The organism is Nonomuraea basaltis, from assembly GCF_005893125.1.
GTDB classification, from domain to species: Bacteria; Actinomycetota; Actinomycetes; order Streptosporangiales; family Streptosporangiaceae; genus Nonomuraea; species Nonomuraea basaltis.
On the sequence record NZ_VCJS01000008.1, the window covers coordinates 1 to 22,264 of the forward strand.

Annotated in this window: 18 protein-coding genes and 1 pseudogene; 9 read left to right on the forward strand and 10 right to left on the reverse strand. The window is 71.0% G+C overall.

Going from position 1 to position 22,264, the window contains the following annotated elements; genetic code table 11:
• A partial coding sequence (locus EJK15_RS05360; RefSeq protein WP_138709246.1) for a PepSY-associated TM helix domain-containing protein occupies positions 1-1,403 on the forward strand: 1,403 nt, incomplete at its 5' end.
• 27 nt (positions 1,404-1,430) lie between these two features.
• Here the strand turns inward: EJK15_RS05360 and EJK15_RS05365 are convergent.
• Positions 1,431-3,497: a WD40 repeat domain-containing serine/threonine protein kinase gene (locus tag EJK15_RS05365; RefSeq protein ID WP_171074126.1), complete on the reverse strand. Its 2,067-nt coding sequence runs from the start codon at positions 3,495-3,497 to the stop codon at positions 1,431-1,433.
• 214 nt (positions 3,498-3,711) lie between these two features.
• Between EJK15_RS05365 and EJK15_RS05370 the strand changes: the two genes are divergently transcribed.
• Positions 3,712-4,125, forward strand: coding sequence for a RidA family protein (locus EJK15_RS05370; RefSeq protein WP_138709248.1), 414 nt, complete (start codon positions 3,712-3,714; stop codon positions 4,123-4,125).
• Between the two features lie 8 nt (positions 4,126-4,133).
• Here EJK15_RS05370 and EJK15_RS76175 read toward each other — a convergent pair whose 3' ends face one another.
• Genes EJK15_RS76175 through EJK15_RS05395 form a run of 6 tightly spaced genes read right to left on the reverse strand, consistent with a single transcriptional unit; the run spans position 4,134 to position 11,426 of the window.
• Positions 4,134-4,256: a hypothetical protein gene (locus EJK15_RS76175; RefSeq protein WP_276615363.1), complete on the reverse strand. Its 123-nt coding sequence runs from the start codon at positions 4,254-4,256 to the stop codon at positions 4,134-4,136.
• 34 nt (positions 4,257-4,290) lie between these two features.
• Positions 4,291-7,059 (reverse strand): DUF5682 family protein, encoded by a 2,769-nt coding sequence (locus EJK15_RS05375; RefSeq protein ID WP_138709249.1) that lies wholly within the window; start codon positions 7,057-7,059, stop codon positions 4,291-4,293.
• Positions 7,056-8,171 carry an ATP-binding protein gene (locus EJK15_RS05380; RefSeq protein WP_138709250.1) on the reverse strand — a complete coding sequence of 372 codons (1,116 nt, stop codon included), beginning with the start codon at positions 8,169-8,171 and terminating at the stop codon, positions 7,056-7,058. Before EJK15_RS05380 ends, EJK15_RS05375 begins: the two co-directional genes overlap by 4 nt.
• A gap of 12 nt (positions 8,172-8,183) precedes the next feature.
• Entirely contained in the window at positions 8,184-9,509 is a 1,326-nt protein-coding gene (locus EJK15_RS05385) for a VWA domain-containing protein (protein ID WP_138709251.1), read from the reverse strand.
• Complete coding sequence (locus EJK15_RS05390; protein ID WP_138709252.1) at positions 9,506-10,891, reverse strand: hypothetical protein; 1,386 nt, start codon at positions 10,889-10,891, stop codon at positions 9,506-9,508. The genes EJK15_RS05385 and EJK15_RS05390 overlap by 4 nt, the downstream gene beginning before the upstream one ends.
• A 43-nt stretch (positions 10,892-10,934) precedes the next feature.
• A complete protein-coding gene (locus EJK15_RS05395) occupies positions 10,935-11,426 on the reverse strand; it encodes a hypothetical protein (RefSeq protein WP_138709253.1) in 492 nt (163 codons plus the stop codon).
• Between the two features lie 330 nt (positions 11,427-11,756).
• Here EJK15_RS05395 and EJK15_RS05400 point away from each other — a divergent pair, with 330 nt between their 5' ends.
• The 5 genes from EJK15_RS05400 to EJK15_RS05420 are packed head-to-tail and all read left to right on the forward strand — an operon-like array spanning position 11,757 to position 17,100.
• On the forward strand, positions 11,757-12,758 hold the full coding sequence (locus EJK15_RS05400) for a LacI family DNA-binding transcriptional regulator (RefSeq protein ID WP_138709254.1): 1,002 nt from the start codon (positions 11,757-11,759) through the stop codon (positions 12,756-12,758).
• Between the two features lie 14 nt (positions 12,759-12,772).
• Entirely contained in the window at positions 12,773-14,038 is a 1,266-nt protein-coding gene (locus EJK15_RS05405; protein ID WP_138709255.1) for a sugar ABC transporter substrate-binding protein, read from the forward strand.
• Entirely contained in the window at positions 14,035-14,913 is an 879-nt protein-coding gene (locus tag EJK15_RS05410; RefSeq protein ID WP_138709256.1) for a carbohydrate ABC transporter permease, read from the forward strand. Before EJK15_RS05405 ends, EJK15_RS05410 begins: the two co-directional genes overlap by 4 nt.
• Positions 14,913-15,719 (forward strand): carbohydrate ABC transporter permease, encoded by an 807-nt coding sequence (locus tag EJK15_RS05415; RefSeq protein ID WP_138709257.1) that lies wholly within the window; start codon positions 14,913-14,915, stop codon positions 15,717-15,719. The genes EJK15_RS05410 and EJK15_RS05415 overlap by 1 nt, the downstream gene beginning before the upstream one ends.
• 22 nt (positions 15,720-15,741) lie before the next feature.
• Positions 15,742-17,100 carry a sulfatase family protein gene (locus tag EJK15_RS05420; RefSeq protein WP_171074127.1) on the forward strand — a complete coding sequence of 453 codons (1,359 nt, stop codon included), beginning with the start codon at positions 15,742-15,744 and terminating at the stop codon, positions 17,098-17,100.
• Between the two features lie 108 nt (positions 17,101-17,208).
• On the opposite strand, the pseudogene EJK15_RS05425 reads toward EJK15_RS05420, so the two are convergent.
• Positions 17,209-17,307 (reverse strand): annotated as a pseudogene (locus EJK15_RS05425) (IS5/IS1182 family transposase); the annotation flags it as partial.
• Between the two features lie 46 nt (positions 17,308-17,353).
• Complete coding sequence (locus tag EJK15_RS05430) at positions 17,354-18,655, reverse strand: aspartate aminotransferase family protein (protein ID WP_171074128.1); 1,302 nt, start codon at positions 18,653-18,655, stop codon at positions 17,354-17,356.
• A gap of 137 nt (positions 18,656-18,792) precedes the next feature.
• On the opposite strand from EJK15_RS05430, the gene EJK15_RS05435 reads away from it, so the two are divergent.
• Positions 18,793-19,659, forward strand: a complete 867-nt coding sequence (locus EJK15_RS05435; RefSeq protein ID WP_240776787.1) for a fumarylacetoacetate hydrolase family protein — start codon at positions 18,793-18,795, stop codon at positions 19,657-19,659.
• A gap of 21 nt (positions 19,660-19,680) precedes the next feature.
• Entirely contained in the window at positions 19,681-20,748 is a 1,068-nt protein-coding gene (locus tag EJK15_RS05440; protein WP_138709259.1) for a helix-turn-helix domain-containing protein, read from the forward strand.
• 203 nt (positions 20,749-20,951) lie between these two features.
• Here the strand turns inward: EJK15_RS05440 and EJK15_RS05445 are convergent, their stop codons facing one another.
• A complete protein-coding gene (locus EJK15_RS05445; RefSeq protein WP_138709260.1) occupies positions 20,952-22,262 on the reverse strand; it encodes a transcriptional regulator in 1,311 nt (436 codons plus the stop codon).
• Positions 22,263-22,264: the final 2 nt, after the last annotated feature.

Genomic DNA, 22,264 nt, shown 5'->3' on the forward strand with positions numbered 1-22,264 from the left:
CCGTCACCCCCACCTCCGCCACCTCCGCCCAGCGATACCGCGCCATCTGGCGCTGGCATTTCTACGCCGGCGTGTTCGTGGCCCCCGTCCTGCTCGTCCTCGCGGTGACGGGCTCGATCTACCTGTTCAAGGAGCCGTTCGAGGCGTGGCGGTACCAGGACGTCCGCACCCTCGCCGAGCCGGTGGCCGCCGCCCGCCCACTGACTCAGCAGATCGCCGCCGCCCAGAGCGCCCGCCCGGGATCGTCAGTCATGTCCGTCATCCCGCCGGCGTCCCCCGACCTCACCACCCGAGTCATCCTCCGGGGCGCCGACGCCGGCCCGTGGGCGGAGGGCATCTCGGTGTACGTCGACCCCGGCACGGCCACCGTCGTCGGCCAGATCGACGACGGCGCCACGTTCATGCGGGTCGTCCGTACCATCCACGGCGAGCTGATGTCCGGCACCACCGGCGACCGGATCGTGGAGATCGCCGCCTGCTGGGCGCTGATCCTCGTCGCCACCGGCACCTACCTGTGGTGGAGCGGCCGCCGCACCCGCAAGAAGGCCTCGCGCTCGGGTCGCGGCCGGCTGCGCCGCCTGCACATCCTGGTCGGGGTCGGCGCGGGCGCGGCGGTCGTCTTCCTCGTCATCTCGGGACTGCCGTGGTCGGGCGTGTGGGGTGACGGTCTGCAGCGGATCCAGGACGGCACCGGCTCGACCACCCCGAGCGCCGACGACTTCCCGCACACCTCGACCCCGCCCCTGTCCGGGGACCTGTCCGCCAACCCCGACGCCAAGGTGCCGTGGGCGGCCGAACGGCTCCCCGTGCCGGAGTCCGGCGAGCACGCCGGGCACGGCGGCGGCGGGGGCGTGCTGCAGTCCGGCGCCCTCCCCGTCGAGGCCGCCCTGGCCGCCGCCCGGCCCGTGACCGAGGCGTGCGGCGAGTGCGAGGTCAAGGTCCTGCTCCCGGACGGCGCGACCGGCGTGTACACGATCGTGGCCGAGCCGCGCCGCGACCCGTCCGCCGCGCGGACGCTCCACGTCGACCAGTACAGCGGCAAGGTGCTGGTGTCGTACGGCTGGGCCGAGTACGGCACCATGGCCAAGCTCGTCGAGCAGGGCATCGCACTGCACGAGGGCCGCCGGTACGGTCCCGCCAACCTGGTCGTGATGCTCGGCGCCTGCCTGGCGCTGATCACGCTCGTGGTCACCGGCGTGTGGATGTGGTGGAAGCGCCGCCCACGCGGCCGGGTCGGCGCACCCGCCCGCCCCACCGACCGGCGGACGGCGTACGGGGTGATCGGGATCATGGCGGTGCTCGGGCTGCTGTTCCCGCTGGCGGGCGTCACGTTGGCGGTGGTGCTGCTGCTGGACCGGCTCGTGCTGCGCCGGATCCCGGCGGTCGCCCGGTTTGTCGGCTGACGCCCAGCCACCGGCCGGGGATTCGGCTCAGCTTCCCGCGGGGTAGGGCGGACCGAGGCTCCAAGCCCGGGCCGTCTGATCCCGGCTGCCGCTGACGGCGATCGGCCGGCCGTCGAGCAGGCCGATCGCCACCGACCAGACGCAGTCGGCGTGCCCGGTGAACGGCGTGCCGAGCTGCTTCCTGGAGTTCAGATCCCACACCCGCACGGTCGCGTCCTCGCTGCCGGTGACTGCTACGGGCGTGCCGTCCAGGTTGCTGATCGCCACCGACCAGATCCAGCCGGTGTGCCCGGTGAGCGGCTCGCCGAGCTGCTTCCTGGTGGTCAGGTCCCACACCCGCACGGTCATGTCCTCGCTGCCCGTGAGCGCCACCGGTGTGCCGTCCAGGTTGCCGAGCGCCACCGACCGCACCCATCCGGCGTGTCCGGTCATGGGCGCGCCGAGCTGCTTCCTGGAGTTCAGGTCCCACACCCGCACGGTCTTGTCGTCGCCGGTGGTGACCGCGATGGGAGCGCCGCCGACCTGGCCGACGGCCACCGCCCACACCCCGCCCGTGTGGCCGGCGAGGGGCGCGCCCAGCTGCTTTCCCGTCCGGAGGTCCCAGACGCGGGCTGTGCCGTCGGCGGAGGCGGTGACGGCGACGTGCGTGCCGCCGATCCGGCCGGTCGCCACCGACTTGACATCGCCGGTGTGCCCCTTCAGGGTGCGGGCCCGGCCGGTGGTGAGATCCCAGACGCGGGCGGTGTCGTCGTCGCTGGCGGTGACGGCGATGGGCGCGCCGTCGAGCTGGTCGAGCGCGGCCGACCTGATCCATTCCGTGTGCCCGGCGAGCGGCCGGCCGAGCTGCTGGGAGGTACGCAGGTTCCAGACGCGGGCGGTCTCGTCGTCCGAGCCCGTCAGCATGATCGGAACGCCGTCGCGTGTGCCCACGGCCACCGCCCGCACGTCGTTGGTGTGGCCGGCCAGAGGCTCGCCGATCCCGCCGCCGAACGGTATGACCGGCGCCGTCGTGCGTACCGGATCTGTCGTGCGCAGCGGGTCCGGCTGCCGCGGCTCCGGCCACATCGACACGGCCACCACCACGGCCGCGACGGCCACGGCGACGGCCAGCAGTGCACGCCGGGGCACCCGCCACGACGGCGGCCGCGCGGACAAGGGTGCGGAAACGGCCGCCGATGAGGGCGCAGACGCCGGTGCGGGCGTAGGCCCGGGCGCGGGTGTGGGCACAGGTCCGGGTGGCGACGCGGGACCCGGCGCGGGGGCCGTGGGCTCGGGCGCCTGGGCCACCGGGGCGGTGTCGTCGCCGGTCAGCGCGCGGACCAGGTCCTCGGCTGCGGGCCTGCGCCCGGGGTCCTTGCCCAGGCAGGCCACCACCAGCGGCCGCAGCGAGTCGGGCACGCCGGTCAGGTCCGGCTCGTCGTACAGGAGCGCGTGCAGCACCGCCGCGACCGACGCGCCCGCGAACGGCCGCCGCCCCGTGGCCGCGAACACCATCGTGGCGGCCCAGCTGAACACGTCCGCGGCCGGCCCGATCCGCTCGGCGCTCACCTGCTCGGGCGCCATGTACCCGGGCGTGCCGAACGCCCCTGACTGGGTGGCGGCGTGGTCGAGGGCCCGGGAGATGCCGAAGTCGATCACCACCGGTCCCTCGGGACCGAGGATGACGTTGCCCGGCTTGAAGTCGCGGTGCACGACCCCGGCGCGGTGGATCGCGGCCAGGGCCGTGGCGGTCGCGACCGCCAGCCGCTCCAGCCCGCCGCCGGTCCGCGGCCCGTCCTGCCGGACGACCCGATCGAGGGACGCGCCGCGTACGTACTCGCTCACGATGTACGGCCGGTCGTCGTGCATCCCCATGTCCAGCACCCTGGCGGTGCAGAACGGGGCCACCCGGCGGGCGAGCTCCACCTGTCTGAAGAACCTCCGGCGCTCCTCGGCGTCCTCCGACATCCGGGCGTGCAGCACCTTGATCGCGACCTGGTCGCCCGACGGGCTCAGGCCGCGGTACACCACTCCCTGCCCACCCTCGCCGAGAAAGCCGGTGAGCCGGTAGCCGGAGATCTGCCCGAGGTCTTCTCCGGGCCGCGGACGCGACAATGCCCACCTCTTCGAATCAGCACGGGGTCTCAGCACTGGATACTACGATTAAGAAAGAACCCGTGGATTACTCGAAAAGGCGACACAAATAGTTACATCCGAACTTTCCTGGTTGCCGTCATGAGAAAGACACCCACTATTACCCAATAATTCATGGTTCGCTAGACTCGGCGCCTCTTGTTCGCATATGCGCGTGATGACCTGAGGAGCTGCCATGACCACCGGTGTCCGATTGATCCGCAGTCCCGAGCTTGCCCAGACCGTGGAGTACGCGTACGCGGCCGTCGCCGACGTACCGGTGCGGGCCATCTGGGCGGCCGGCGCCTGCCCGCTGGACGCCGACGGCGCGACCGTCGCCGTGGGCGACGTCGCCGGCCAGACCCACCAAGTGATGCGCAACCTCGTCACGGCTCTCGCCGGCGCCGGCGCCGAGCTGACCGACGTGGTCAAGACCACCGTGTACGTGGCCTCCTCCCGGCAGGCCGACCTGGTGGAGGCGTGGCAGGTCTACCGCGAGTACATGGGCGCCCATGACGTGCCCAGCACGCTGCTCGGCGTCGCCGCGCTCGGCTACACCGACCAGCTCGTGGAGGTCGAGGCGGTCGCCCTGATCACCGCGGAGCGGTAGCCCTGGCACTACCGCAGGACGGGCCGCAGCACGATGGAGATGCGGCCGTTCCTGGGCCGGCCTGCGCCTGCCCCCGCCCGGCACCACGTGCCGCCCGGGGCGGTCATGACGACGCCCCGGGCGTTCGACACCGGCGGGAGCAGGCACACGACCGCCGAGCCCGGCTCAGATGAGCAGGCCCGCCACCGCCAGGGCGGGCTCCGGGTGCTCGGCCAGCAGCGCGGTCACCTCCCGGTGATCCGCCCCGGCCGCCGTCTCAGGGACGCGCCACTCCCCCGCGCACCCGAGCAGCTCGGCCACCGCGTCGCAGGCCGCCGGATGCCCCATGAGCAGCTCGTTCACCGGCCCCGCCGCCACCGGCGCCGGTCCTGAGGCGACAGGCTTGGGCCGGGCCGACCACGGCGGCGTCCAGGCGTCCAGGGCCGCGAGGCCCCCGGGGAAGGTCCGCCCGGCCTCGCGTACGAGGGCCGGCATCAGCTCGCCCGCCTGGTCCCGCAGCGTCGTGATCAGCTTGGGCAGCCACGGCAGCAGCACGCTGTCGGGCAGCCGCCCGAACGCCTTGGAGATCACCTCGACCACGAACCCCGACAGCGACGGCGCGGGCTCCAGGGCCTGGACGAACCCCATGATGTACTGCGGGAAGGACGGGACGACCAGCGGGTTGGCGAGCAGCTCGTCGGAGCGCGAGCGCAGCTCGGCCAGGGGCAGCAGCCCGAGCTGGTTGCGTGCGGCCCACAGCAGCGCCACCTTGGCCGGCGCCTCCGGATGCGACTGCTGCACGGCCAGCTCCAGCTGGGCCCGGTCGCAGCCGAGCGCCAGCGCGAGGCTCTCCATGGAGAACAGGAACCCCAGCATGGCGGCCACCTGCCGCACGCCGGTGTCGTCGTCCACGAACGCCGTCGGCAGCAGCGTGCAGTAGTGCGCGTATCCGGCGGTCGCGAACTCCTCGCACCAGCCCGGCAGCTCCGGCTCGCTCGCCCGGTAGTACGCCATCAGCCGCCGGATCCTGCGCAGCACCTCCGGCGCGTCGTCCACGCTCCGCTCGGCCGCGAGCAGCTCCACCGCCCGCGCCCCGAGCTCGTCGGCGAAGCGTCTGCTGCCGAGGAAGAGCACGGCGTCCTCGACCGCCGCGAGCGCGACGGCCGCGGTCGCCTTGTGGTCCCAGACCTTGCGCCGCAGCCGCTGCTCCAGCACCTGCTCGATGGTGACGCCCTCGTAGCCGAGCTCGATGATGAAGCGCTGGTGTTTGCCGAAGGCCAGGTCCCAGCTCTCCTGGATCGACCGCTCCCCCAGCCGGCGCTCGCCCATGATGGGCCGGACCGCGTCGTGCGGCAGCAGGTAGCGCAGCATCCACAGCAGGTCGGAGCAGGGCACCAGCTCAGGGCTGGCGTTGAGGTCGAGCAGCGCCCGCTGGATCGTGCGCTTCTCCAGGTCCAGGCCGAGCGGCGCGAGCCGGTCGTAGACGTTCCTGGCCAGCGGCGGCAGGGCGTCGTAGCCGACCTCGCCGACGCGGTCGCCGCCGAGCAGGATCTCGCACAGCCGGCGCACGTCGCGGCGGCCCGGCACGACGTCCTTCTCGATGCAGGTGACGGCCGCGTCCTGGAAGTCGTACGGGGTGGGCCTGGCCCGGTTGCGCATGCCGGCGAGCAGGATCGAGGTCTCGAACACGGCGATGGCGTCGGCGGTGCTGGCCAGGTAGCCGTTGCGGCGGGCCAGCCGGACGATGTCGACGCACCAGCCGAGCAGCTCGGCCTCGTCCAGCTCGTCGAGGGCGGGCGGCCTCGACAGGAACCCGGTCAGCCTGTCGGCCACCTCGCCCTTGGAAACCGGCGCGGGCAGCTTGACGGCACGCTTGCGTGCGCCCTTCTGCCCGGCCAGCTGGAACGGGGTCAGTTTGTTCCGGGTGACCGCCTTGGCCCAGGTCGCCGCCGCGATCGACACCGAGCCGGAGGCCAGGCCGAACTGGGCCTCGATGGCCGAGTGGCTGGACGGGATGAGCCCGTACAGCCAGGTGGTGGCGGTGCGCGGGGTGATCTCGTAGGGGGCGGTGGACCGCAGGCCGAACTGCTCGACGTGGCTGGCGGCGTGGAAGGCGCCGCACACGTACAGGCAGTCGGCAGGGCTGGCGCCGGAGGCGGCCAGGTGCTCGCGCATCCTGGTCCACATGTAGCGCTCGCGGTCCTCGTCCACGGTGAGCCGGTCACCGTCGGGGGTCAGGCGGCGGAACAGGCTGCCGATCAGCACCATGACCTGGCGGTAGGTGTCGTAGTCCGCGCCGGAGAGCGGCTGCTCGACGTACTGGTCCCACCACTCGGACCAGTGCCGCACCTTGCCGTGGTGCAGCAGGTGCTCCTCCAGCTCGGCGAAGCGGGGCCGCAGGTCGCCGATCTCGACGCCGACCGCGTCGCCGTGCAGGCCCGCCTCCTCCTCCTTGTGCGTCTTCTGGGGCTCCTCCTTCGGCGCCCACTGGAAGACGTGGTCGGTCGAGCGGTCCACCAGCACCAGCTCCACGCCCGGGGTCTCGAGCGCGTAGGAGATGGCCTGGTATTCGGCTGACGCCTCCGTGATGGGCGCCACCACGCTGAGCGGCGCCCATGACGCCGGGAAGCCGTCGAGGTCGGTCGCGAACGCCTGCACCGCCACCGGCAGCCGGCAGTTGCGCAGCTCGGTCAGCAGCGGCTGCAGGTCCTCGCACAGCTCCAGGTAGATGACCTTCGGCTGCTTCTCGCGCAGCCGGCGCACCATCGCCAGCGCCGAGGCCGGCGAGTGGTGGCAGACCGGGAAGATCTCCAGCTCCTCGCGCAGCGCCCGGTCGACGTCGTCCACCAGCCCCGACAGGATGTCCGACAGGGTGACAGGGCCGCCGGCGAACGCCGCGGCCGCCTCGAGGAGCTGCTCGCGGAGCGAGCCGAACGGGCTCGTCTGGCCGGTCATGAGAGCGTGGCGATGGCCTCGCGGCCGCCCTCGAGGAACTCCGGCCACTCCCCGCCGTCCTTCTTGCTGCGGGGCTCGACGACGCCGTGCCAGTATTTGTTGAGTATCGCCAGGTCCTCGGGGGTGCGCCGGGCCAGCGAGCCGACCAGCGAGCCGGCAAGGGTCTGGGCGCGCAGCGTGCGGTCGCCGAAGAAGTTGCTGTGCAGGATCGCGTCCTCCAGCACGCCGATCTGCTCGGCCGTGGACAGCGCCGACTCCAGCTTCTCGTCGTCGCTGGTGGCCGAGGCGGCGGCGGAGCGCAGGTCGGCGAAGCTCTGCAGCAGGATGTCCAGCAGTGTGGGCGGCACGTCGAGCTCGATCCGGTGCCGGCGCAGCAGCTCTTCGGTACGGAAGCGGACGATCTCCGCCTCGCTCTTCTTGTTCGTCACCACCGGGATGCGGACGAAGTTGAACCGGCGCTTCAGCGCCGACGACAGGTCGTTGACGCCCCGGTCACGGCTGTTGGCGGTGGCGATGATCGAGAAGCCGGGCTGGGCGAAGACGATGTTGTCGTCGTCGAGCTCGGGGATGGAGACGTACTTCTCGGACAGGATCGAGATCAGCGCGTCCTGCACGTCGCTGGTCGAGCGGGTCAGCTCCTCGAAGCGGCCGATCACACCCCCCTCCATCGCCGTCATGATCGGCGAAGGGATCATCGACTCGCGGGACTGCCCCTTGGCGATCACCATGGACACGTTCCACGAGTATTTGATGTGGTCCTCGGTGGTGCCGGCGGTGCCCTGGACCACCAGGGTGGAGTTGCGGCAGATGGCCGCGGACAGCAGCTCGGCCAGCCAGCTCTTGCCGGTGCCCGGGTCGCCGATCAGCAGCAGGCCCCGGTCGGACGCCAGGGTCACGATGCTGCGCTCGACGAAGCTGCGGTCGCCGAACCACTTCTGCGAGATCTCCCGGTCGAGCCCGTCGGAGCGCTCGGAGCCGAGGATGAACAGCCTGATCATGCGGGGGCTGAGCCGCCACGAGAACGGCTTGGGGCCGTCGTCGATGGACTCCAGCCAGTCGAGCTCCTCGGCGTACTTCACCTCTGCGGGGGCGCGCAGCATATCGTCACTCATTTCGCGGGTCTCCTAGGCGAGGAAGTTCTTGAGCTCGAAGACGAGCTTGCGGATGTGGCCTGAGATCACCGGGGTGCCCAGGTCCTTGAGTTTCTGGCGGAACCACGGGTCGACACTCTGGACGCCGGAGCTGTTCACCGAGCCGACGGGGATGAACCTCACCCCTGAGCGGTGGACGGCCGTAATGCCGTCGAACAGCGGCTGCGAGCGATCGAACTCGTAGAAGTCGGAAATCCACACCATCACGGTGTTACGCGGATCGGTGATCTTCGGGCGGGCCATGGCCATCGCGACCGGGCCGTCGTTGCCGCCGCCGAGATTGGTCCGCAGCAGCACCTCGAACGGGTCGTGCACCCACGGGGTCAGGTCGAGCGCCCGGGTGTCGTAGGCGATCAGGTGCACGTCCACCTTCGGCAGCCCGGCGAAGATCGAGGCCAGGATGGTGCAGTTGACCATCGAGTCCACCATCGACCCCGACTGGTCGACGACCACGATCAGCCGGGCGGGGGTGGTGCGGCGGGCGGTCTGCTTGTAGTAGAGCCGGTCCACGTAGAGCCGCTGGTCCTCGGGGCTCCAGTTGGTGAGGTTCTTCCAGATGGTGCGCTCGATGTCGAGGTTGCGGAAGACCCGCTTCGGCGGCACCGACCGGTCGATGACGCCCGCGCTGGTCTTCTCGACCTGCGTGCGCAGCACCTCGGCGACCTCGTCCACGAACCTGCGGATCAGCGCCTTGGCGTTGGCCAGCGCGACGCCCGACAGGTTGTGCTTGTCGCGCAGGAGCTGCTCGATGAGCGACATGCTGGGCGTGAGCTGTCTGGCCAGGGCCGGGTCGGCGAGCACCTCGCGCAGGTGCATGCGCTTGACCAGGTCACCCTCGATGCCCGCGAGGACCGCGGCCACCTCCTCGCCGCCCGGGCTGTGGCGCAGCCCGCCGGGCTCGCAGCCCATGCCCTTCTCGAACCAGGCCGCGTCCTGCTTCCAGCGCTCCAGCTGGCCGGCGGTGACGTTGCCGCTGCCCGTCGAGAAGACGTTGAGCAGCAGCTTGGAGACCAGGGCGGCGCGGCGCACCTCGTCGCCGGCCTCGTGCTCCTTGTCCGCCATCAGGTCCTGCAGCTCGGTGCCCAGGTCGGGGAAGCGCTGCACCAGGTTGTCGACCGAGACGCCCGGGTCGAGCAGCGCGGGCGGCAGGCCGAGGTCGTCGACGATGGCCACGCTGGCCGTCTCGAGCGCGGGCTGCTCGTCGGCGCTGAAGAGCCGGGACAGCAGCCGCCAGTAGAGCACCTGCCGCCGGTTCATGTCGGCGCTTTCCAGAGTGCCTGTTTCCGTGATGTCGGTCATTTCCGCAACAGCCGTCCTGCCCGCTCGCGCAGCACGGCGACCACGTCGCCGCTCTTGGCCTCGGCCTTGACGACCTTGGGGTCGGTGGGGCCCATGGCCCAGTCACCGGTGTGCACCGCGACGGGCTTCTTCTTGACCGCGGCCTGCACCGCGAGCGGCTGCAGCAGCCATCGCCCGCCGTCCCAGCGCAGCAGGCCGAGGCACGCGGACGACGACGCCACCAGCTCCGCCGTGAGCGGCGTGCCGGCCGGCAGCCGGTCGAGGTCCAGCGCGAGCACGTTTCCGCCCAGATCCAGCGCCTCCCCGGCGATCTTGTAGCCCTCGATCAGCACCGGCTCGGCGATGCGCACGGGATGGCGGTCGAGCGGCGAGACCGGCGGCGCTTCCGCCGCGCCCAGCAGGACCCGCGCGGTCGCGAACGGGTCGGCCTCCTCGCCCGCGCGGGCTCGGTCGTCGTGCCACACCAGGTCGCCGCCGGCCAGCAGCGGCATGTCCGTGAGCTCCAGGCCGCGGTGCTCGGCCAGCGCGCCCAGCAGCATCGGGTGGCCGCCCATCAGCCGCCACACGGCCGGGCCCGCGATCGTGTCGACCTTCGCCGCGGCCACACTCGTGCGTACCAGCCTGGCGGGTGCGCCGCCGGCGGGCTCGAGGATGCCGTGGACTTGGACGCGTACGACCGTGGCGTGCTCGTGGACGTCGGCGCCGAGGATCAGCAGCCGGCCCGACACCTGCTCGGCGCCGCCGTTCCAGGGGCCGGACTGCGCCAGCAGCAGGGCGCGCGTCCACAGGTCGGCCCATCTGCGGGCGGGCAGCCGCTCCATCGTGGCGACCGGGCTCGACGCCCGCAGCTCCGCCGCCAGGCCGTCCATCAGGACCGCCAGGCCGCGCAGCTCCGGCACGGCGAGCAGCGCCTCGATCGTCTGGTCGGAGGCGGAGACGAGGTCGTGGTCGACGCCGCGCCAGCCGACGATGGCCAGCTCGCGCAGCCAGACCCGGCACCCGGCGAGCAGGTTGTCCGGGCTTTCTGCTGTGCCCGGGGACGCCTCCCAGCGGGCTCGCGTGCGGCCCAGGGCGGTGTCGAGCCGGCCGAGCAGGGCGTCGTGCACCGCGCCGGACAGCGCGGCCCGCCCGCCGGCCAGCGCCGCCAGGTGCTCGTCGCCGATCGACCCCGCGACCACCTTCTCCACGGACTCGCCCAGGCGGTCGCCCAGCGGGCTCGCCGCCAAGGCGCCCGCCAGCGCGGCCAGCGCCGCCGCCGGCTCCTCGCCGATCCGCGCGAACCCGTGCACGAGCGCGTCGTCGAACCCGGCCACCAGGCCGAGCGCCTCGTCGACCCCGGACGGCGCGCCGCCGAGCAGCTCACCGAGCTGTACGTCGAGCATCAGCCCTCCACCTCCGCGAGCCGCCCAAGCTGAATGCCGGTCATCAGCGCACCGCCCCCATCGCCGGGAACCAGTGCAGCTCGGCCAGCGGCTCGGTGCTGTCGGGCACCTCCAGGTAGGCCAGGTGGCGCAGGAACCGGCTGAACACGACGGCCGCCGGCGTGCGCTCGACCGGCCCTTTCATGCTGTCCATCAGGTAACCGCCCTCCGGCACCTCCACCCGCAGGTAGCGGGCCACCCGGTCGAGGCCGTACTGCAGCACCGCCTCGTCGGCCAGCATGCGCACGTGCTTGCACGTGTAGCCGTGCAGCGCGCCGCACGGCCGGTTGTTGTTGGTGCTGCAGCTCATCGCGTGGGTGCCGGCGGTGATCGACGAGACGTAGACCCGCTCGATGTCGGACCCGCTCGACACGACGCCCTGGAGCCGGCCGTCGGCCAGCTCGACGAACGGCACCTTCGCCAGTTTGCGCGGCTCGACGGGCGCCATCACCCGGATCACGCTGCGTTGCTCCCACGCGGTTCTGTCCGCGTCCACGACGTCAAAACCTCCTGCTCCGGCCGCCCCGCGCCACTGCGGGCGGGAGTGCCCGCTCCGTCGAGAACGGCCGATCAATGATCCGGGAACTTACCCGACCCCACCGACAGAACGCGGCCAAACGATCAAAGCGCCTGGCGGGCGCGGTGGCCGCCGAGCACCGGGCCACGCAGGGGGTTGATCGGGGGGACATCCCGAAATATGGTGTTAATCGTTTAACACTTCAGAGAGCGTCGATGTGAGGACTGCTCGCTATGCCGCCAATCCGCAGAGATCAGGATCGAGAGATACCTTGTTTTCCTGTAGGAAATGCTAGGTTATTCGACTAACATGAGACCAACAGCGCGACAGGTGGCCGAGCTGGCGAACGTGTCGGTGGCGACCGTCTCCTACGTGCTCAGCGGCCGGGACCGCCCTGTGGCCGCCGAGACGAGGCAGCGGGTGCTCGATGCCGCCAGGCAGCTCGGCTACACCCCCAACCAGGCCGCCAGGAGCCTGCGCAAGCGCCGCACCCAGCGGGTGTGCCTGGTGCTGAGCTCGCTCGGCGGCGTCCCGACCGACGAGCGGCTGGCCACGGACCTGCACGAGATGGCCGACGCCCGCGGCTACTCCGTGGTCACGCTGGCCGTCTACTCCGAGGCCCGCGCGAACGCCGCGATCGACGTGCTGCGCGGCGGGATCGCCGACGGCGCGCTGATCAACGTGGTCGGCGACCACCTCACCCACGACCTGCTCAGCGGGCTCGCCGCCACCGGGCTGCCGATGGTGGTGCTGAGCAACGAGAGCGGGCTGGTGGGCTGCGACGTCGTCCGCACGCCGGAGACCGAGGCGTGCGTGCAGGCCGTCGAGCACCTGCTGGCGGAGGGGCGGCGGCGCATCGCGTTCATGGCGCACCGCCACGAGCTCTACCGGGACCGGCCGGTCGGCAGGCTGCTCGGCTACACCACGGCGCTCGACAGTCACGGCGTGGACCAGCGGATCGTCACCTCGGGCGCGGACGACCGCGTGGCGGCGTACCAGACGGCCACCGACCTCCTGCGCTCCGCCGACCGCCCCGACGCGATCTTCGCGGCCTCCGACCGGGCCGCGATCAGCGCGATCTGGGCGGCCAGGGACGCCGGGCTGCGCGTGCCGGACGACGTCGCGATCGTCGGCGCCGGCAACATCGACGAGGGTCTCATCACCAATCCGCAGCTCAGCACCGTCGGCCCGCTCAGGCACGACTACACCGACGTCGTCCGGCTGCTGTTCGACCGCCTCCAGGCCGAGGAGGCCCTGCCCGCCCGCGAGATCGTCCGTTCCTGGACCTTCCTGCGGCGGGGCTCTTCCTAGAAGGGAATTTCGAGATGTCCCCCACTCTCTCCCGCCGTGATCTGCTTCGCCTGGCCGGGGCGGCCGCCGCCGTACCGGTCCTGTCGTCCTGCGCGGGGGCCCCGACCGCGCCGTCCGCCGAGCCCGGGACGTTCACCGTCTACTGGAACGCCGGCCACGACTACCAGGCCTACCGCAAGGTGATCGCCGAGTTCGAGCAGGCCAACAAGGTCAAGGTCAACCTGCAGAAGTACCAGTGGCCCGACCTGCGGACCAGGCTGCTGGCCGACTTCGCCTCGGGCACCGTGCCCGACCTGGTCGAGGAGCCCGGCGGGTGGGTGCAGGAGTTCGCCATCTCGGGCAACGCCCGCTCGCTGCAGGACTACGTCGACCGCGACGGCAAGGCGATGGGCTTCCCCTCCGACTGGCAGCCGGTGACCGTCGAGCGCAACTCGTACCAGGGCAAGGTGTACGGCGTGCAGCTCCACCTGACCTGCAACACGCTCTTCTACAACAAGGGCATGCTCAGGGACGCCGGGGTGGAGCCGCCGACCACGTGGGAGGAGTTCCTCGCCGCCGCCCAGAAGCTGACCAAGGACGGCGTGTACGGCGTCGCGCTCAACCAGGACTACGGCTACATGTGGCCCTGGCTCATGCAGGCCGGCGTGACTCCCTACGACCCCCAGACCGGAAAGGTCATGACGCCGGTCGAGGACGCGGTCGCCGCGCTGCAGTTCCAGGCCGACCTGATCCACAAGCACAAGGTCGCCCCGGTGCCGGTCTCGAGCACCGACTACTCAGGACCGCAGAAGCTGTTCTCGGCCAAGCGCGCCGCCATGATCCTCACCGGCCCTTGGGACCTGGACCCGATCAGGAAGACCAGCCCCGACATCGAGCTGGGCGTCGCGCCGCCGCTGAAGAACAAGGTCCAGGCCACGCAGGCGGCCGGCGTCAGCATGTTCGTGCCCGCCAAGGCCGCGCGACCGGACCTGTCGTGGGACTTCATCAAGCGGATCACGACCATCGAGGTCGAGCAGGCCGCCACCAAGGAGACCGGCATGCTCATGCCGCGCGTCTCCTGGACCAAGCTGCCCGAAGTGCAGTCGAACGAGGTCATCAAGGTCTTCGCCGACGCGCTGCCCCAGGCCAAGGACTCCACCCAGCAGGTGCGGCTCACTGGCCAGCTCGGCAAGTGGGACGAGCAGATCAAGATCGTGTACCAGCAGATCCTGATCCAGAACCAGCCGGCCGCCGACGCGCTGAAGAAGTTCGCCGAGTCGGCGGAGGGTTTCCTGAAATGATCTTGCGGCCCCGCACCCTTTCGGGCCGCTATGCCAGGACCGCCTACCTGTTCCTGCTTCCGGCGATCCTGTTCTTCGCGGCCTTCTTCTACCTGCCCATCGGCAACGTGGTGGCCACCAGTCTGCGCACCGGGCCGCAGGCCGACCAGTGGAACGGGCTCGGCAACTACGCCCAGGCGCTGGCCGACCCGGCGGTGCGGCACTCGTTCGTGGTCACGGTGGTGTTCGCGGTGGCCGTGGTGGCCGGGTCGATCGTGCTCGGGCTGGTCCTGGCGCTGGCGCTCGACCAGCCGCTCAAGGGGCGGGTGGCCTTCCGGGTGCTGCTGCTGGTGCCGTACCTGACCTCGGTGGCGATCGTCGGGCTGCTCTGGCGCAACATCCTGGACCCGGAGCTCGGCGTGCTGAACCGGGCGCTGGCCGCGACGGGACTGCCCGAGCAGCAGTGGCTCAACACCTCGCCGCTGCTCACGATCGCCGCGGTCACGCTGTGGCAGAGCGTCGGTTACACGATGGTGCTGTTCCTGGCCGGGCTGCAGGGCATCCCCGAGACCTATCACGAGGCCGCCAAGATCGACGGGGCGGACGCGTGGCGCCGCTTCTGGCGGATCACGCTGCCACTGCTCGCGCCCACGACGCTGTTCGTGTCGGTGATGGCGGTGATCTCGGGACTGCAGGCGTTCGGGCAGGCGTACATCATCACCAACGGCGGTCCCGGCGACGCCACCGACCTGTCGGTCTTCCACATCTTCAACGTCGCCTTCCGCACCAGGGACTTCGGCTACTCCTCGGCGCAGTCGGTGCTGCTGCTGATCGTGATCGTCGCGTTCACGCTGATCCAGCTGCGGGCCGGGCGGCGCGGGGAGGTCACGTACTGATGCGCAAACCGCTGCTCTACACGCTGCTCGTGCTGGCCTCGCTGGTGACGGTCGTGCCGCTGCTCTACATGGTCTCGCTGTCGCTGCAGACCGAGGCCGAGACGCTGTCGGCGAACGCGGTGCTCGTGCCGGACACGCCCCAGTGGGGCAACTACGCCGAGCTGTTCGCCCGCGCGCCGTTCGGGAACTTCATCGTCAACAGCCTCGTCGTGGCGGGCGCCATCACGCTGGCGCACCTGCTGTTCGACCCGCTCGTCGGGTACGTGTTCGCCAAGTTCCGCTTCCCGCTGCGCAACACGCTGTTCGTGGCGCTGCTGGCGACGCTGATGGTGCCGTTCTTCGTGCGGATGATCCCGCTGTACGTGCTGATGGCCAACATGGGGTGGCTGAACACGTACCAGGGGCTGATCACGCCGTTCCTGATGGACGCGTTCGGGATCTTCCTCATGCGGCAGTTCATCCAGCCCATCCCCGACGACCTGATCAATGCCGCACGCATCGACGGCGCCTCGGAGTTGCGGATCTACCGGAGCGTCATCCTGCCGCAGGCGCGGCCTGCGCTGGCCGTGCTCGGGCTGTTCACGTTCGTCTTCCAGTGGAACGAGTTCCTCTGGCCGCTCGTCGCCACCTCGACGCCCGAGATGCGCACCATCCCGGTCGGGCTCACCCTGTTCAACCAGGAGTACTTCACGCTGTGGCACCTGACGGCCGCGGGCTCGGTGATCCTCTTCGTCCCCACCGCCGTCCTGTTCATCCTCACCCAGCGATACTTCGTGCGTGGCATCGCGCTGACCGGCCTCAGATAGTCAGTTCGTTAGGAGTCCTTCTTTGCGTCCGAACGTGATCGTCGTCTTCACCGACCAGCAACGGTGGGACACCGTCGGCCCCTTCACCCCCAACCTCGAAAGGATGGCCAGGAACGGCACGCAGGCCACGGTCGCGCTCACCCCGCAGCCGGTGTGCGCGCCCGCCCGCGCCGCCCTGCAGACGGGCCGCTACCCGACCACGACCGGCGTCTACCGCAACGCCCGCGTGCTGCCGCCCGAGGAGCGGACGCTGGCGCACCACTTCGGCGCAGCCGGCTACGCCACCGGCTACATCGGCAAGTGGCACCTGGCCGGCAGCGAGCCGGTCCCATCCGAGCAGCGTGGCGGATATCAGTCGTGGCTGGCGGCCAACGCGCTGGAGCACACCTCCGACGCCTACCGCACGATCGTGTACGACGAGGCGAACGATCCCGTCCTGCTGCCCGGCTACCGCTCCGACGCCCTCATGGACGCGGCCATCAGGTTCGTGGCCGACCACCACGAGGAGCCGTTCTACCTGTTCCTGTCGTTCCTGGAGCCGCACCACCAGAACGAGGTGGACAACTACCCGGCGCCCGACGGCTACGAGGAGCGCTACCAGGGCCGCTGGATGCCGCCCGACCTGGCCGCCCTCGGCGGCACCGCGCACCAGCACATGGGCGGCTACCTGGGGCAGGTCAAGCGCCTGGACGAGGGCCTCGGGCGGCTGCTGGACGCGCTGCGCAGCATGGACCTGCTGGACGACACGATCGTGGCCTACACCTCCGACCACGGCAACCACTTCAAGACCCGCAACGGCGAGTACAAGCGGTCCTGCCACGACGCGTCGCTGCGGGTGCCGCTGGCCCTGCGCGGGCCCGGCTTCGACGGCGGGGGCGCCGTCTCCCGCCCGGTCAGCACGATCGACCTGCCGCCGACGCTGCTGGACGCCGCGGGGTTGCCCGTGCCTGCGGAGATGCAGGGGCGCTCGTTCCTGCCGCTGCTGCGCGACGCCCGCGCGGACTGGCCGGAAGAGGTGTTCTTCCAGGTCAGCGAGTCAGAGGTGGGGCGCGGGATCCGCACGTCGCGGTGGAAGTACTACGCCGTCGCCGAGGACGCCGACCCGTGGGACGACCCGGCCGCGTCGCGCTACCGCGAGCATGCCCTGTACGACTTGGCGAATGACCCGTACGAGCTGGTCAACCTGGCGGGATTCCCGTCGCACGCCGGGACGGCGGCGGAGTTGAAGGGGCGGCTAGTGCGCAGAATCGTGGAGGCGGGCGAGGCCGAGCCCGTCATCGAACCAGCCGTCGACCGACCGGGGCACCCTCAGGCGATGCCTGACCCCGAGGTACGCCTACGCGGCCCCAAGCCGGTCCGCTTCGGCCACCAGCGCACGTGACACGGCGACTTCATCGCACCGCCATAAGCAGGCGTCCGTACCGCGCGAGTACGGGCGCCGGAGGGGTAGCTCCGCGAGCCGACTGGCTCGTACGTATGTGCGGTGCCTCCACAGCGGGAAGCCGTCGGCATCCGACAGGACTTGGATGTTGCCGCCGTGGTGTTTGTGCTTGCCGGACCACCACAGGTCGGCGCCGTTGGGGCCGGGGGTGCCGACGGCGGTCGCGCTGGTCATCACAACCGAGCGCTAGGGCTCACAGCGCGCCGAGCGCGTCAGCGAAGGCGTCGACGGTCGCGGCGATGTCCGCCTCGGTGTGCGCGGTGGACAGGAACCACAGGCCGCGCGGCACGATGTTGACTCCTCTGTCGAGTAGCGCCGCGTGCAACCCGGCCATCATGGCCCGGTCGGTCGCCGCGAAACCCCGATAGTCCCGTACGGCGGGCGCGCCGGTGAAGTAGGTTTGGAAGACCGGGCCCGGCCCGTCCACGAGCATCGGCACACCGGCCTTGTCCGCCGCCGCCCTGAGCCCCTCCATCAGCGCTGAACCACGGGCGTACAGCGTGCCGTAGACCTCCTCGCGCCGCTCGTCGAGGACGCGCAGCGTCGCCTCGGCCGCCGCGATCCCGACCGGCTGGGAGTTGAACGTCCCCGCGTGCGCGATCTTGCCCGTCGAGATGTGGTCCATGACGGCGGCCCTGCCGGCGAGCGCGGACACCTGCATGCCTCCGGCCATGGCCTTGCCGAACACCGACAGGTCGGGCATGACCCCGAGATACTCCTGGGCTCCTCCCGGCGCGAGGCGGAAGCCGGTGATGATCTCGTCGAAGATGAGCAAGATGCCGTGCTCGTCGCAGAGCCTGCGCATGGCCTCCAGATAACCGGGGTCCGGCCGGATCGCTCCGGTGTTGCAGAGCACCGGCTCGGTGATGACCGCCGCTATCTGGCCCGCGTGCCGGTCCATCAGGCGCGTGAGCGCGTCGAGGTCGTTCCACGGGCAGATGATCAGGTCGTCGGCGTGTCCCGGCTGCTGGCCCGCCGTGCCGGGGACGGCGATGGGGGAGTCGGCGGGGCCTGCGGCGTCCACGGCGGGGTGCACGCTGTACAGGACCGGGTCGAGCCAGCCGTGGTAGTGGCCCTCGAACTTGAGGATCCTGGACCGGCCGGTGTAGCCGCGGGCCAGCCTGAGGGCGGCGTGGACCGCCTCCGATCCCACGGTGTTGAACCTGACGCGTTCGGCGGACGGCACCATCGCGCAGATCCGCTCGGCCACGCGCACCTCGGCGGCGTGCTGCGCCGAGTAGACCATGCCGCGGGCGGCCTGGGCGGTGATGGCCTCGACGACCGCCGGCGGGCAGTGACCGAGCAGCGCCGGCCCCTGGCCGAGGACGTAGTCGAGATAGGAATTGCCGTCCACGTCCCACAGCCGCGCGCCCTCGGCGCGATCCACGTACAGGGGGACGCCCGCCACCCGGCGCGCGTCGCTGGAGACGCCTCCGGCCAGGTAGCGCTGCGCGTCGGAGTACAAGGCGCGGCTGACGTGCAAGCTTCGGGTCATGCCGGCCATCAAACGCCGCGGTACGGCCCGCCCACAAGCAGGAGCGCAAGCAAGGGGGCGCCATCGCAAGGACGGGTCCTTGTGACGCCTGTCCTGGTCCTGGTGAGCTGGGCATCGACCTCCAGGAAGGATTGGCCGTGTTTCTTGGGCGTATCCGGCGATCCCCCGCCGAGCGAGTCGAGGTGGTGGCCTGGCGCGAGGGCGGCGAGTTGCTCAGCCTGGCCGGGCTCGAAGGTGGCGCCGACCCGGTGGCGATGCTGAACCACTACGGGCTGGACCGGCTCACCGAGGACGTGGATCGGCTGTGGACCGGCGCCGGGGTGCTGCTTGACGAATCGTCGGTGGTGTTCGAGCCGCCCGTGGCCACGTGTACCAAGATCTGCTGCCTGGCGCTGAACTATGCCGAGCACGCTGCGGAGAGCGGGCTGGAGGTGCCGCCAGAGCCGGTGCTGTTCTTCAAGCCGCCGTCCGCGCTGACCGGCCACCGTCGCCCGGTAGTGGCGCCGGCCCGCACGAGACATCTCGAACACGAGGTGGAGCTGGCCGTCGTCATCGGCTCGGTGACGCGCGACCTGCCCGCCGAGCGCTGGCGGGAGGCGGTGGCCGGGTACACCGTGATCAACGACCTGACGGCGCGGGATCTGCAACTGGCGAACATCGCCCGCAACGTGCCGTGGGATCAGTCTAAGGGCTTCGACACCTTCGCTCCCGCCGGGCCGTACCTGGCCACGGTGGACGAGGTGCCCGACCCACAGGGGCTGGAGCTCACGCTGGAGGTCCGCGGGCAGATACGGCAGCGGGCGAACACCAAGCAGATGGTGTTCGGCATCCCGAGGCTGATCGCCGACCTGTCCGATGGGATGACGCTGCTGCCCGGCGACCTCATCGCGACCGGCACCATCGCAGGGATCGCACCGCTCCAGGACGGTGACGTCATGCGGGCCACGGTGGGCGGCGTGGGCACCCTGGTCAACCGTGTCCATTTCGGCCCGCCTAAACCATAGATATCGGCGTACGCTGGAGGTATGGACTTCGCGGTCGGCGCGCTCATCGACATCGACGACTATGTCGCCTCGACCCAGGCCCGCGGCCAGGTCTGGGCCCGCAGGCAGCTCGACCAGGCCGACCACACCGTACGAGCGGCGACGCGGGGGCGGCCGACGGCGAGCTGCACGCCGCTGCCTCCCGACGAGTGGCTCGTCACGCTGGCCGGTGATGATCCTGACACGCTCATGGGGGAGGTGACCGCGATGGCCGAGGAGATCCGCGCCCGCATCATCGGTGCCACCGTGACGGTCAGCCTGGGCACGCCCCACGCGGGGCCCGGCGGGCTGGCCCTGGCCGAGCGGGAGGCTCGCCGTACCAACTCTTACAAGCTGCTCCTGGGCGGCGACAGGGTGATCACGGCGCCGTCTGCAGGGCGCCGTGAGGCGGCACCGCCCGTGCGGATCGAAGCCGAGCTGGCCCGCCGGATCCAGGCGGGTGATCGCAACGGTGTGGCCGGGCTGCTCGCCGGGTGGGTGGACAGGTGTGCCCAGGAACGTGATCTCGCCCCGGCGACGCTGCACAACTGGCTCGTGGGCGAGCTGCTGTTCGTGGTCGACGTGGTCAACAAGGGCCGGCTCTCTGGCGGCTCGACCGACTGGGTGGACGCGTGCGCCCGGCTGCCGATCGAGGAGCTGATCTCACTGACCGAGATCCACGAGCGCTCCTACCTGCGCATCTGGATGGATGAGACGTTGAAGCGGCTGATGCCGCCGCGCACGCGGGACATCCTGTCGATGGCCGAGGCGTACATGGCCACGAACTACGCCCACCCTCGGCTGCGCCTTTCGACGGTGGCGGAGGCGGTTTCCGCCAGCCCGTTCTACATCTCGCACCTGTTCGCCGAGGAGCGTGGGACGACGTTCCTGCGTTATCTGACCGGGCTGCGGCTCCGTCACGCCCGTTCGCTGCTCAGCACCTCGGCCCTGCCGATCGAGGTGGTGGCCGGGCGTTCTGGATACCTGAGCGCGAAGGCGTTCCGGGGTGTGTTCAAGCGCCATGTCGGCTGCTCGCCCAGCGAGTACCGGCGCACGTACCGGAAGGGGTGACCCATGGACCTCGTGATGGACGGCGGGCAGTGCCCTCCGCGCCCGGCGTGTCCTGATCACCGGCGACGTGGTCAGCGCACACGCGGGCGGCGGCCTATGGATCGGCAGGCAGGGCCTGGAAGAGGCCTCGGAGGTCATGCGGCGGCTCCCCGGGGTCCGGCTCGGGCCCGCCTTCGGTGACGGGCTGCGCCTGGGTGACGCCTCTAGCGGGACACCAGCCGGTACGGCTGGCGCGGCCGCCCCGCCTGGGCCGACTTCACTGGAGGCAGCGCCCAGGCCAGCCCCTCCTCGACCAGGTTCTGCAGCACCCGGCGAGCGCTCCGCGGAGCCACGCCCAGCACGTCGGCCACGATCTCCGCGTCCACCACCATCGCCTCCGGATCGTCGCCCAGCTGCTGGATGAGCCGGTCGAGCACCTTGACCGCCTTGGAGTCGGCAGCCGGCTCTGTCACCGGTTCTGCCCGGCGTCGTTGCCTGAACGGCAGGGAGAGCATGGTGCCGTCGCTGCCGACGAGGAAGGCGGCCCTGGCGTCGGCTGCGCGCGCCTGTTCGACGGCGATCAGCGCGTTGGCGTCGGCGTCGCGGGCGGTGTGCCCGAGCCCGATGCCCACCTCGACAGCCACCCCGAGATCGGCGCGGACCCTGTCCATGAACGGCGCCGCCCTGAACCCGTCGGTGGCCTGGGACAGCGCGCCGACGGTCGCCGTGACCACGTAGCTGTTCTCCCCGCGCGGCACCACGGTCGCGCCCATCAGCCGCGCTTCGGCGAGCAGCGATCGGTGCAGCGAGAGCTTCAGCTCCTGCTGCCAGTAGTTGCCCGGCCCGGAATGGCTGGGCCTGGCCGAGGTCGCCAGCTCGACGAGCACGATGGCGATCTGCGACTCCTCCAGGCGGTTTCCGGTGCCCAGCAGTGCCGCGGTGTTGATGGCCAGCCGCAGCGTGTGCATGGTGGGCATCATCCGTAGCACTGGCACCTTGGCCGCCTCGAGCTTCTTGGCCACGGTGCGGACCGTGGTCAGGGCCGCCGTGGTGGCGCCCTCGCGGTAGAGCCTGTCGTGGAAGTCGATGAAGTCGCGCACCGAGTCGGGCTCGTGATACTCCGAGACGTGCACGCCGTCCATGGACACGCCGATCTCGCTGTACGCCTCGGTCACATCGGCGGGCGAGATGGAGTCGATGCTCACTCTGGCCGGGTCGATGCCCTGGGTCAGCACGCCACGCAGCAGGCTTGAGTACAGCCCGGCCCCGCTCACCGGCACGAACGTCGCCGGCACCGGCAGCTCTCCCGACTGCCTGGCCAGGTCGTGCTGGAGCGGGCCGGTGAACAGCACCGCGTCGATGGTCCCGATAATCTTGGCGAGCTTCTCCGGCGTCTCGCGCTCGCCCGCGTGTGGCGCGCCGATCAGCCGGAGCGACGCCGCCGACGGCATGCTCGCGCCGATGTGCACGATCTGCTCGACCAGGTCGTGCGGGCCCACGACACCAATCGCGATCTTGGATCGTAGCCGGTCCACGT